This window comes from Sinobaca qinghaiensis, from assembly GCF_003610495.1.
In the GTDB taxonomy this organism is placed as follows: domain Bacteria; phylum Bacillota; class Bacilli; order Bacillales; family Marinococcaceae; genus Sinobaca; species Sinobaca qinghaiensis.
Map to the genome: position 1 here is coordinate 242,551 of NZ_RAPK01000007.1, position 12,207 is coordinate 254,757.

General features: G+C 46.3%; 11 protein-coding genes. All 11 read right to left on the bottom strand.

Annotated features, from left to right (window positions below; all coding sequences use genetic code 11):
• Positions 1-27: 27 nt before the first annotated feature.
• The 11 genes from hslV to ylqF all read right to left on the bottom strand — a co-directional run bounded on the left by hslV (position 28) and on the right by ylqF (position 12,187).
• Entirely contained in the window at positions 28-585 is a 558-nt protein-coding gene (gene hslV / locus ATL39_RS05325; RefSeq protein WP_120192264.1) for an ATP-dependent protease subunit HslV, read from the bottom strand.
• Positions 586-588: 3 nt separating this feature from the next.
• Complete coding sequence (xerC, locus tag ATL39_RS05330) at positions 589-1,512, bottom strand: tyrosine recombinase XerC (protein ID WP_120192265.1); 924 nt, start codon at positions 1,510-1,512, stop codon at positions 589-591.
• 69 nt (positions 1,513-1,581) lie between these two features.
• On the bottom strand, positions 1,582-2,889 hold the full coding sequence (trmFO, locus tag ATL39_RS05335) for an FADH(2)-oxidizing methylenetetrahydrofolate--tRNA-(uracil(54)-C(5))-methyltransferase TrmFO (protein WP_120192639.1): 1,308 nt from the start codon (positions 2,887-2,889) through the stop codon (positions 1,582-1,584).
• Between the two features lie 129 nt (positions 2,890-3,018).
• The gene (gene topA, locus ATL39_RS05340; protein WP_120192640.1) at positions 3,019-5,097 is read right to left on the bottom strand and encodes a type I DNA topoisomerase; all 2,079 of its coding nucleotides are present in this window, start codon (positions 5,095-5,097) and stop codon (positions 3,019-3,021) included.
• A gap of 186 nt (positions 5,098-5,283) precedes the next feature.
• Positions 5,284-6,162, bottom strand: a complete 879-nt coding sequence (dprA, locus tag ATL39_RS05345) for a DNA-processing protein DprA (RefSeq protein WP_120192266.1) — start codon at positions 6,160-6,162, stop codon at positions 5,284-5,286.
• Positions 6,163-6,248: 86 nt separating this feature from the next.
• Positions 6,249-7,166 carry a succinate--CoA ligase subunit alpha gene (sucD, locus tag ATL39_RS05350; RefSeq protein ID WP_120192267.1) on the bottom strand — a complete coding sequence of 306 codons (918 nt, stop codon included), beginning with the start codon at positions 7,164-7,166 and terminating at the stop codon, positions 6,249-6,251.
• Positions 7,167-7,184: 18 nt separating this feature from the next.
• The gene (gene sucC, locus ATL39_RS05355) at positions 7,185-8,345 is read right to left on the bottom strand and encodes an ADP-forming succinate--CoA ligase subunit beta (RefSeq protein WP_120192268.1); all 1,161 of its coding nucleotides are present in this window, start codon (positions 8,343-8,345) and stop codon (positions 7,185-7,187) included.
• Between the two features lie 187 nt (positions 8,346-8,532).
• Positions 8,533-8,820 carry an EscU/YscU/HrcU family type III secretion system export apparatus switch protein gene (locus ATL39_RS05360; protein WP_120192269.1) on the bottom strand — a complete coding sequence of 96 codons (288 nt, stop codon included), beginning with the start codon at positions 8,818-8,820 and terminating at the stop codon, positions 8,533-8,535.
• Positions 8,817-10,499, bottom strand: a complete 1,683-nt coding sequence (locus ATL39_RS05365) for a hypothetical protein (protein ID WP_120192270.1) — start codon at positions 10,497-10,499, stop codon at positions 8,817-8,819. The genes ATL39_RS05360 and ATL39_RS05365 overlap by 4 nt, the downstream gene beginning before the upstream one ends.
• Positions 10,500-10,514: 15 nt before the next feature.
• A complete protein-coding gene (locus ATL39_RS05370) occupies positions 10,515-11,279 on the bottom strand; it encodes a ribonuclease HII (protein WP_120192271.1) in 765 nt (254 codons plus the stop codon).
• Between the two features lie 44 nt (positions 11,280-11,323).
• Complete coding sequence (ylqF, locus tag ATL39_RS05375; RefSeq protein ID WP_120192272.1) at positions 11,324-12,187, bottom strand: ribosome biogenesis GTPase YlqF; 864 nt, start codon at positions 12,185-12,187, stop codon at positions 11,324-11,326.
• Positions 12,188-12,207 lie beyond the last annotated feature (20 nt).

Here is a 12,207-nt window from a genome sequence, read left to right on the forward strand (position 1 = left end):
TATCTCCCTTCCAGCCGGAACTAATTGTTATTCCGATGCTTCGTTAATTTCTTCCATGGTCAGCTGGTCATTTGTAAAAATACAGATTTCTCCTGCTGTGCGGAGTGCCGCTTCAGCAATAGCTTTAGCTTCCATATCAGGCGCATAGTTTTTTAAAGCGCGGCCGGCTGCCAGGGCGTAATTTCCGCCGGATCCGATAGCGATCATATCATCATCCGGTTCTATTACTTCACCGGTCCCTGCTACGAGCAGCAGCGTGTCCTTATCCATAACGATAAGCATCGCTTCTAGTCTCCTGAGCGCTTTATCGCTGCGCCATTCTTTGGCCACCTCTACTGCAGCACGCTGCAGATTTCCTTTCCACTGCTCGAGCTTGCCTTCAAACATGTCGAACAACGTAAAAGCATCTGCCACTGAGCCTGCAAAACCTGCAAGAACCTGGCCGTTATAGATTTTTCTTACTTTCTTTGCCGTATGCTTCATGACCACCGCCTGGCCGAACGTTACCTGCCCGTCTCCGGCCATAGCACTGCGGCCGTTATGCCTGACGGCGAAGATAGTCGTTGCATGAAAAGATTGATCCATATGTCAGTCCTCTCTTTTATCCGCCCGTGGATGGGCTTTGTCATAAACCTGCTTTAAACGGTCTTTGGTTACATGGGTATAAATCTGCGTTGTCGATAAATGTTCATGTCCAAGTAAGTCCTGGACGCTTCTCAAATCAGCCCCATTATCAAGCATATGAGTAGCAAATGTATGCCTGAGATCATGAGGGGAGAGCTTTAATGTGTGCGACATATCCTTTACCCTTTTTTCGACGATATAGCGGCAGCCTCTATCGGTTAAGGCTTTTCCTCTATTGTTTAAGAACAGCGCCGGCTCCTGTGCGTTGTTTTTGGAAGCGAGCTGCTTTCTGCCCTCTTCCCGGTAGCTCGTAACTGCTTCAAGTGCAAAAGAACCGACAGGGATATAGCGCTGTTTCTGCCCTTTTCCCTCTACTAGAACCATCTGCGTACCGGCATCCACATCCGTTTCCATTAAGGACGTACATTCGCTGATGCGCATGCCGGTGGAATACAGCAGTTCAAAGAGTGCGAGATCCCGCTGGCCCGCGGGAGTGGACGTATCAAAAGACTGGAACAGTTTTTCCAGTTCTTTCGTATACAAAAACCGCGGCAGTTTTTGCTGCTTTTTAGGCAGAACTGCTGCCTGAAAAGGATTAACTGCTACTTTTTCCTCCCGTTTCAGATATTTGTAAAACGTGCGGAGGGCCGAAATTTTTCGGGCAAGCGTTGCTCTTTGATAATTTTTGGAAAACAGATGCGTGTAATACTGCCTGACTACTGCCGTATCTATCTGCTCCCCGTAATCAAGGCCTTCTTCCTGTAAAAATACAAAAAAGGCCCCAATATCTTCTTTGTACGCTTTAATTGTTAATAAAGAAGCATTTTTTTCAATTTGCAAATATCGGATAAAAGACTGCACATCCTGGTGTGATGCTGACTGTGGCATTCACGTCACCTCATTGACAAAAGCTATTAAATCTTATCATAGGAAAGAATGTAACCGCAACCCAATATATTATTTTTTCATAAAATTCTGAATGGATTCCAATGCCCGTTCAGCCAGCTTTTCATTGCGCTCCTGCTTTTTTTTGATTCTCGGTTCGAGCGGGGATAACAAGCCGAAGTTGGCATTCATAGGCTGGAAATTGTTCGGGTCAGCGGTCGTAATATAGTGGGCAAGCGCGCCGATAACCGTTTCATGCGGCAGCACTTCGGGTTCTTCACCTTTGACTATATTCGCTGCATTTCTGCCGGCTATCAGTCCAGCTGCCGCAGATTCTACATATCCTTCCACACCTGTAATCTGTCCGGCAAAGAACAAATCTTTTCTTGCTTTCGTCTGGTAGGTCGGCTCCATTAAATTCGGTGAATTAATAAATGTATTCCGGTGCATCACGCCATAGCGGACGACTTCTGCATTTTCGAGACCGGGTATCAGCCGAAGTACTTCCTTCTGAGGCCCCCATTTTAAATGGGTTTGAAAACCTACAATATTATAAAGCGTGCCTGATTGATTGTCCCGGCGCAGCTGAACCACCGCATACGGCCGCTTTCCGGTTTCCGGATGTTCAAGGCCTACTGGCTTCATCGGACCAAACAGCAGCGTTTTCTTCCCGCGGTTTGCCATGACTTCCACAGGCATGCATCCTTCAAAGAAAATTTCTTTTTCAAACTCTTTTAAAGGTACTGTTTCAGCTTCCGTTAACGCTTCATAAAACCGGTCGAATTCCTCTTCGGTCATCGGACAGTTAATGTAGGCGGCTTCCCCTTTGTCATACCGGGATTTCAAATATGCCTTATCCATGTCGATGCTGTCCGTTTCAATAATTGGAGCCGCCGCATCGTAGAAATAAAGATGCTCCTGTCCACTCAGTTCCTGAATCTGCTTCGACAGTTTCTCTGTCGTCAATGGCCCTGTGGCTATAATGACAGGTCCCTCCGGGATTTCGGTAATTTCTTCGTGGCGGACTTCAACGAGCTCATGCTCTTTTACGAGCTCTGTTACTTTTGCTGCAAACTCATGACGATCCACCGCAAGAGCTCCACCGGCAGGAACGGCGCAGTGATCTGCTGCCTTGATAATAACAGAATCAAGCTGTCTCATTTCTTCTTTTAGTACGCCGACGGCATTTGCCAGGCTATTTCCACGAAGGGAGTTGCTGCAGACAAGCTCCGCAAATTTATCCGTATGATGAGCAGGCGTCTGCTTTACCGGCCTCATTTCATACAATTTTACGTTAATTCCTCTATTGGCCAGCTGCCAGGCCGCTTCACTGCCCGCCAGACCTGCTCCTATTACTGTCACTGTGTGTTCTTTATTCATACGCCATAATCCTTTCTTCGTTTCATTTTTACTTCTGTAGACGTGTTTCTTCCATTGTACATACTGCATAGCAAAACCCCTTTTTTCAAAGGGGTATCTGCTCTTGTCTCGTTCTTCTTCACTGGGGATTTAGTTCGGCTCTTCTTTATAATCACATACGGTACATTCAACATGTACCCCTTTTTTCGTTTTCTTTTCAACAAGCAGATGATCGCCTTTCGGGCAGACTCTCGAAATCGGCTTGTCCCAGGAAACAAATTCACATTCAGGGTAGCGGTCGCAACCAAAAAATGTGCGCTGCTTTTTACTTTTTCTTTCCACAACATTTCCTGTTTTACACGTAGGACACTTCACGCCGATATCTTTAACGATTGCTTTTGTATTGCGGCAGTCAGGGAAATTGGAACAGGCCATAAACTTTCCGTAGCGCCCCATTTTATAAACCATCGCATTGCCGCAGAGTTCGCAGTCTTCTCCTGCCGGCTCGTCTTTGATCTCCACTTCGCGCATTTCTTCTTCTGCTACTTTTAAGCGTTTGTCAAATCCCTGGTAAAAGGCATCAATAATCTCAATCCAGTTTTCACTGCCTTCTTCAACAAAATCCAGGTCATTTTCCATTTTAGCGGTAAAAGCAACATCGAGAATTTCCGGGAAGAACTCTACTACCAGCTCTAATACAATTTCCCCCAGTTCCGTCGGAACAAAACGTTTATCCTGCAGGGAAACATAGTTTCTGCGCTGAATCGTATCGAGAGTCGGTGCATACGTAGATGGACGCCCAATTCCCAGTTCTTCCATTGTTTTTACGAGCCTTGCTTCTGTATAACGCGGCGGCGGCTGCGTAAAGTGCTGGTTTTCTTCTATTTCGACTTTTTGAACTTCCTGGCCTTCTTTTAAGTCCGGAAGCAGACGGTCTTCTTCTTTTTTACCGTCATCTCTGCCTTCAACATAAACTTTCATAAAGCCGGCAAATTTAATTTTAGAACCGGTAGCCCGGAACATTACGCCGTTATTTTCAAGATCCACGCTCATTGTATCCATTACAGCGGCCGCCATTTCACTTGCTACAAGGCGCTCCCAGACTAATTTATACAAGCGGTACTGATCTCTCGATAAGTTGGCTTTTACGTTTTTCGGTTCGTACATAACAGAAGTCGGGCGCACCGCTTCGTGGGCATCCTGCGTATTGTTTTTCTTTTTAGCCGGCTGCTGTTTTTCTTTGCGCGTGTATTCGTCACCGTATTTTTCTTCAATAAACGATTTCACTTCTGCCTTCGCAGTCTCGGATACTCTTGTTGAATCCGTTCTCATGTACGTAATTAAACCAACCGTTCCTTCTTTTTTCCCTAGATCAATTCCCTCATAAAGCTGCTGGGCAATCATCATTGTTTTCTTAGCACGGAAGTTTAGCTTTCTTGCGGCTTCCTGCTGCAGGGAAGATGTCGTAAAAGGCAGAACGGGATTTCGTTTTCTTTCCTTTTTTGTTACGGTCTGTATGGTAAAATCGTCGCCTTTCAGTCTGCCGGTGACTTCATTCACGTCATCCTGCGTCTGAAGGTTCGTCTTTTTACCATCCAGCTGATGGAACTTCGCTTCGAAGGACTCTTCTCCTGTGCTGAAGGTTCCTTCTATGCTCCAGTATTCTTCCGGAATAAAAGCCTGTATTTCTTTTTCTCTATCAATAATCATTTTTACTGCAATGGACTGAACACGTCCGGCGCTTAGTCCTTTTTTTACCTTTTTCCATAAAAGCGGGCTAATATTATAACCAACCAGACGGTCCAGGATTCGTCTAGCCTGCTGGGCATCGACTAAATCCATATTAATTGGTTTTGGGTCTTTAAATGCATCTTTAATGGCCGTTTTTGTTATTTCATTAAAAACAACCCGGCATGGTGAGGTTTCATCAATGTTCAAGCTGTGGGCTAAATGCCATGCTATTGCTTCCCCTTCTCTATCGGGGTCAGCTGCGAGATATACTTTTTTCACCTTTTTTGCGGCTGTTTTTAATTCTTTTAACACGGGCCCTTTCCCGCGTATCGTTATATACTTGGGCTCATAGCGGTTTTCTGTGTCTACTCCCATCTGACTTTTCGGAAGATCCCGAACGTGTCCCATCGAAGCTTTCACCGTGTATTTTTTGCCAAGATATTTCCCGATTGTTTTCGCTTTAGCGGGAGATTCAACGATTACTAGATAATCTGCCATAGTTGGAGTTTCCTCCCCCTTTTCCCTTTTAAAATCTTCACCATTATCAAACACTTTCGACATCTTTGTCAAACATCTTTTAAAAAAATCGTATTTCTTCTATTTATATAATGCGGCACTTCAAAGTATCATCATTTTTGCACAGTTTCTATAAGCTGTCTACCTATTTACTTTCTGCAGAGCGAATCATATCCAGGAAGCAGCCATTAGATCGGCATATTTCAGGACCGGCTCCGCGCCCTCTGCAATAAGCTGATTGGTCCCTGCGCTTTCTTTTGACAAAATCGGTCCGGGAAGCGCCTTAATATCCCTGCCCTGGTCCAGTCCCTGGTAGGCTGTGATCAAGGAACCGCTTCTTTCTTTCGCTTCTACCACGAATACCGCATCCGATAAAGCACTGATAATCCGGTTTCTCATCGGAAACTGCCATTTCTGCGGAGGGACGTCCGGCGGGTATTCACTGACGAGTAAATGGTCTTTTTTTATCTGCCTGGCAAGTTCTGTATGCTGCTTTGGATAAATATGCTTAAACCCGGAGCCAAGCACGGCTATCGTCCGGCCCCCGTTTGCTATGCACTGTTTGTGAGCCTCTCCGTCCACTCCTGCTGCAAGCCCGCTTATAATGGTAACGCGGTCTCTGCTCAATTCAGGCATAAACATTGAGATAACTTTTTTTCCATAGGCGGTCGGGGTACGGGAGCCAACGACAGCCAGCATCTTTGATGAATGGAACAGCGCTTTTTCTCCTAAAAAATACAGCACCCACGGAGGATCATATATTGATAAGAGACGCTGCGGATAGGATGAATCCAGACTGGTCACGGTCTTGACTCCGCAGGAATGATAGTACGCTGCCGTAGTGCCGGGCGAAGTGTTATGAAGATACTCAAAAAGACCCGCTGCCTGAATGCCGGAGAGCTTCAGCCTCTCCTGAAGGCGGGTTGGACTAAATGTATATACAGCAGAAAACGAAGGATCTATGTAGTACAAGGTACGCAGCCTGTGCCACGTTAAATAAGGTGCTGCATGTAAATGAATCAGTCTTTCGGAGGGGGTGATTGTCATGGGTTGTTCCTTTCTTATCGTGGATGGACGTGCGGGGGTTATAATGAATAAGGCGGCGCTGCCGGAACAGCGCCGCTTTTTTTTACTTATTTTGAGGTTGGTTCGTGAGTCAGACACTTATCATACAAATTGTTTTCTTTAAGTGCTTTTAGAAGCGTCTCGCCCATATCAGATGGCGTTGCCGCTACGCTGACACCGCATGCTTCAAGCGTTTTGATTTTTTCTTCAGCTGTTCCTTTTCCTCCGGAAATAATAGCGCCTGCGTGGCCCATTCTTTTGCCTGGAGGGGCTGTAGCGCCGCCGATAAATCCAACAACCGGCTTTGTCATATTCGCTTTGATCCACTCTGCAGCTTCTTCTTCAGCTGTTCCGCCGATCTCACCGATCATGATTACTGCCTCTGTATCGTCATCTTCGTTAAAGGCATTAAGAACATCGATAAAGTCTGTACCGTTCACAGGGTCGCCTCCGATTCCAACAGCTGTAGACTGACCTACACCTGCTGTGGAAAGCTGATGTACTGCTTCGTACGTCAGTGTTCCTGATCTGGAAACAACGCCTACATGGCCTTTTTTGTGAATGTATCCCGGCATAATACCGATTTTGCATTCTTCAGGTGTAATAACACCAGGGCAGTTTGGCCCGACAAGGCGGGTTTTTTTGCCTTCCATGTAGCGTTTTACTTTCGTCATGTCCAGTACGGGAATACCTTCTGTAATGCAGATAGCAAGATCAAGCTCTGCATCTACGGCTTCCATAATAGCGTCTGCCGCGAAGCCTGGTGGAACATAGATAACAGATGCCGTAGCACCAGTAGCTTTAACCGCATCAGTCACCGTATCAAAAACAGGGATACCTTCTACTTCTGTACCGCCTTTTTTAGGGGTTACACCGCCTACGATCTGCGTGCCATATTCAACAGCCTGTTTGGTATGAAACAAGCCGGTTGCGCCTGTAATACCCTGAACAATTACCTTTGTATCTTTATTGATAAAAATACTCATGATTATTGACCCGCCTTTCTATTTTACTAGAGATACAATTTTTTGTGCACCATCAGCCATGGAATCAGCCGCGGTAATGTTAAGACCTGATTCTTTAAGAATTTCTTTTCCACGTTCCACGTTTGTACCTTCTAGGCGGACAACAAGCGGAATTTCAAGTCCAATCTGTTTTGTTGCTTCCACAACACCATCAGCAATAATGTCACACTTCATGATACCGCCGAAAATGTTTACATAGATACCTTTTACCTGCTCATCGGAAAGGATGATTTTAAAGGCTTCCGTTACTTTTTCAGCAGTAGCACCGCCCCCAACGTCAAGGAAGTTGGCGGGATCGCCGTGATAGTGCTTGATAATATCCATTGTAGCCATAGCAAGGCCGGCACCATTCACCATGCACCCGATATTTCCATCAAGCGCAATATAGCTTAAATCGTGCTTGGATGCTTCAATTTCTTTTAGATCCTCTTCATCAAGGTCTCTGTATTCCACAATATCCTTCTGACGGTATAATGCGTTGGAATCAAAGTTCAGCTTTGCGTCAAGTGCCATAACGCCGCCGTCTCCTGTTGTAACGAGGGGATTAATTTCAGCAATTGAGCAGTCTTTTTCGACAAATACCTGGTAAAGACCAAGCATAAACTTAACTGCCTGTCCAAGCTGCTCTTTAGGAATGTTAATATTAAAAGCTAGACGGCGTGCCTGAAAAGCCTGCATGCCGACAGCAGGATCAATATATTCCCTGAAGATTTTCTCAGGCGTTTTTTCCGCCACTTCTTCAATTTCCGTGCCGCCTTCTTCTGAAGCCATCATAACGACTTTAGACGTTTCGCGGTCAAGGACAAGGCCGACATAATATTCTTTTTTAATATCGCAGCCTTCTTCAATAAGTAAGCGCTTTACTTCTTTACCTTCTGGTCCCGTTTGATGTGTAACAAGCGTTTTGCCAAGAATTTCATTCGCATATTCACGAACTTCATCCAGATTTTTCGCTACTTTTACTCCACCGGCTTTTCCTCTGCCGCCCGCGTGGATCTGGGCTTTCACTACGCTGACTTCTGTTCCTAATTCTTTTGCAGCTTCTACAGCTTCTTCCACTGAGAAAGCTACTTTTCCGTTAGGTACAGCGACGCCGTATTTTCTGAGGAGATCTTTTCCCTGATACTCATGAATATTCATGTATTCTCCATCCTCCTTAACGATTCTGTACGAAGTACCACATTCATTTATCCTGTGGGCAAGGACTGGGCGGAAACATTGAGTTATACAAACAACATCTCGCACACATGTATTATCGTATAAAAAAAACGCAACAAATTCAACAATTCGTCAAAACTTTATTTATTTTCTTTTTATGAATGTTTATTCATTTTTTTGTATAGGACTGCCGATCCAGCCGGTATAAAAAAGAAAACACCTCTGCGACTACTTCATACAGCTCTTCCGGGATCGTCTGGTTGACTTCAAGCTGCGCCAGCATTTCAACAAGCATTGGATCTTTCTGGACGGGAATGCCGTTCGCTTCGGCCAGCGCCATGATTTCTTCAGCAGTTTTCCCCTTTCCTTTCGCCTTGAGGACTGGAGACTGCCAGAGCGCCGGGTCATACTTCAGGGCAGCTGCCATTTTTTTTGCTTCAGGTTCTCTGCTGTTCATATTCTGACATCCACCCCTTTATTATCAAGCCGCATAACGGAAGGCTGAATTTGTTTTTTTATTTCTTCAGTCTGCTTCCAGTTTACGGAATAGAGATCATAATTCATCCGGCCAAGCTGGGTTTCCAAAAACGGTTTTAACATTTCAAACAAGCCCTCCGGCTTCGCCTGTCCGTTATAAATTGTCAGCTGCAGCTTTCGATTTTGAATTGTAATATCCGCCGCCGTTTCCCCGAGCTTTTCTAACGTTACGTGCAGGAGCATCCGGCAGTGGTCAGGATCAAGACTGCCGTCCGGCGTTTTTTTTGCTTCCCAGTCAATTGTTAAGTCAGCGGCAAAGGAGCCGAGAAATAAAGGTATCTGGGTCTGAAGCTGCTGAAGAATACCGGGCTGTTCCAGCGCCTGCAGCTGCTGGGAGGTAATCCGGCCAAGCAGAGGGTCAAGCTGCTGCCTGGCTGAACCATTCAGCTCGGCCTGGGCCTGAAGCAGCAGGGATTTGGCTTCCATGTCCGGGGCCGGGCGCGCATTGCTCTGCGTAATCGAAGCCTCATGAAACAAACCCAGCTTCTGCTGCAGCTGCAGCCACTGCCGGGAGAGCGATTCAAAGGAAGGGTTCCAAAACGTATCTGCTGATGCTTTAGCCTGGAACAACTGCGTCAATGCTTTTTGTTCCAGCGGCTGAAGCGGAGAGCTTCCTGGTTGAATAAGAGTATGCAGAGGCTTTATCTCGCCTGGAACAGTGGAGGTAAAAAGCTGACCCGCTTTCGCCCACTGTGCTTCCGGGGATAACGATTCGATGGATTTAAAAAATGTATGTAAAAACTGCTGCTGCATTTGAGGAGACTGCACGGGGGCCGAAGAATCGGACACGGCCGCTCGATAAAGAGCCGCCGTCCATGCTGCCTGGGTCTGCCCCGGTGCAGCTGCTCCAGCTTTGATAAGAAGAGAAAAAGCCCCCTCTTTCAGGGATGGCTCTGACCCTCTGTCAAGCACGACCTTCGCGGCATCGAGAAGAGCCGGGGAAACAGATGTTTGATTTTTATTCAGCTGCAGAAGGGATTCCATATCTCCCAGCTGCGTGGTAAGCGCCCGGACAGGCATGCCCGGATTCTGCATATTGAAAAGGGCCTGCTGCGTGTCGCGGAAAACGGACGCCGTACTTTTAGGATTTACCGCGGCTGCCAGAAGGGCTCTGTCCGGCATAATTTTTTTGGCAGCCATGGCCGCTAATGCCTCTATGCTTTTTTCCATATTGGCGCCACTGGTTTCCTTTAACAGCCGGCTGCTCTGTTCGATAAATGCCTGGGAAAAGGGAATGCTTTTCTGTAATAACGATTGTACAAGCGTCTGTATCCCTTTTTGCCCGTTCATTCCTGCCTTCTGCAGAAGCGCCGCCATTCCCGGAACTTTTCCCTGTCCGTCTGCCGGGAGGGCACCTAACACTTTTAAATGCAGCGTTTCCTGATTATTTTCTACCCGGAATAGATAGTTAACGTTTACCTGAAGTGGAGCAGATAATTTTCCTGATATACTATTTTTTCCTATTTGAAGGATAACCTGCTGATTGGGAAGAAGCTTTGCTGCTTTCGCTTGAAACAGGTCTCCTTTCTGCAGGGAAGGAAGACCCGGGGAGGCAGCCCTGGTTTGAAAACTGCTGCCGGTAATATTTTGAACACCCATGCCTTCCCTCCTCTTTTACAGTAGATCGCTGACCGGTTTAAAACTTCTGCGGTGATGTCTTGTCAGGCCATGCTGCTTTAATGCTTCCAAATGAGCCTTCGTCCCATAGCCTTTATGGTCTTCAAACGAATACCCGGGATAGGCTTCTGCCATCTTTTTCATCGCCGCGTCCCGCTCTACTTTGGCAATAACAGATGCCGCTGCAATAGAAACGCTTCTTGAATCCCCTTTAATTAGAGACTTTTGAGGAAGCGAAATCGGCAGTTCCATCGCGTCAACAAGCAGCGCGCCTGCCTTTATATCGAGTCCTTCCACTGCCCATGTCATAGCCATTTTGGATGCTTGATATATATTGTATTTGTCTATATCAGCAGCACCCACGTGCTTTATACAATAGGCCAGCGCTTTTTCTTTTATTATCTCACTATAGTAATTTCGCTTGGCTTCTGATAGCTTTTTAGAGTCTGTCAGTCCCGGAATAGTTAACGTTTCCGGCAGAATGACTGCAGCAGCCGTAACGGGGCCTGCCAGCGGTCCTCTTCCGACTTCATCGACGCCGGCTACAAGCTGAATGCCCTGCTGGTGGTACTCTTTTTCAAACCGGCTCATATCTGCATACATCTGCAGCTCTTTATTTATCTGCTGCTGTTTTTTTTCATACCTGTTTAATACCTGCTGTACGCCCGCTCTTTCATCCTGTTTCCAGGCCTGCAGCTGCTCATTCGTTGCTTTGTTTGTGTCCAGCAGTGTTTTTATCTGCGCAATTGTGCTCTCTGGCATTTTCTACTCCTTATATCGGCTTTGGATTTATAATATTAACTTTTTTAAGACTCGGGAAGGTCTTCCGGGTGCTCCAGCGTAATAGCGCCAAGTTTATCTTTTCGTAAATCATTAATAATAAGCTCCGCTGCTTTATCGTAGTCCACGAAGCCTCCCTGCAGAAGACAGCCGCGCTTTCTGCCGATCATTTCGAACAGCTCCGTATCTTCTTCCGGCAGCTCTTCTGTGAGGTTATAGCGCCTTTGAAGGGCATCCGGGTACTTCGATCTTAACTCTTTGATGATAAATAAGGCAATATCCTGAAAATCCAGCAGTTCATCTTTAATGGCTCCCGTTGCAGCCAAATGATAGCCTACGCGCTGGTCATCAAATTTCGGCCAGAGTATACCTGGTGTATCGAGCAGCTCCAGATCACTGCCTACCTTCAGCCACTGCTGTGCTTTCGTTACACCCGGACGGTCTCCAGTTTTCGCCGTCTTTCTTCCGACAAGCCTGTTGATCAGGGTTGATTTGCCGACATTGGGAATACCGATAATCATTGCACGGATCGCACGGGGACGAATACCCTTCTTTCTCATCTTCTCGAACATAGGCGCGGCCAGCCGCTGGGCGGAATTGGTCAGCTCTTTAACGCCGCGCTGTTCCAGCGCATTCATGGACAGCACTTCTGTATGCTCGTTTTTCCAAAGCTCGGTCCATTTCGACGTGAGTACCGGATCTGCTTTGTCGCTTTTCGTTAAAATAATAAGCCTCGGTTTATGCTGAGTGATGGAATCCAGCATTGGATTTCTTGAAGAAAAAGGAATTCTCGCATCTGCCAGTTCTATAATAATATCTACTTTTTTTAGTTGTTCGGTTACTTCTCGTTTCGCTTTTGCCATATGGCCGGGATACCACTGAATATGCATCTCTATTCCTACTCTCTTTA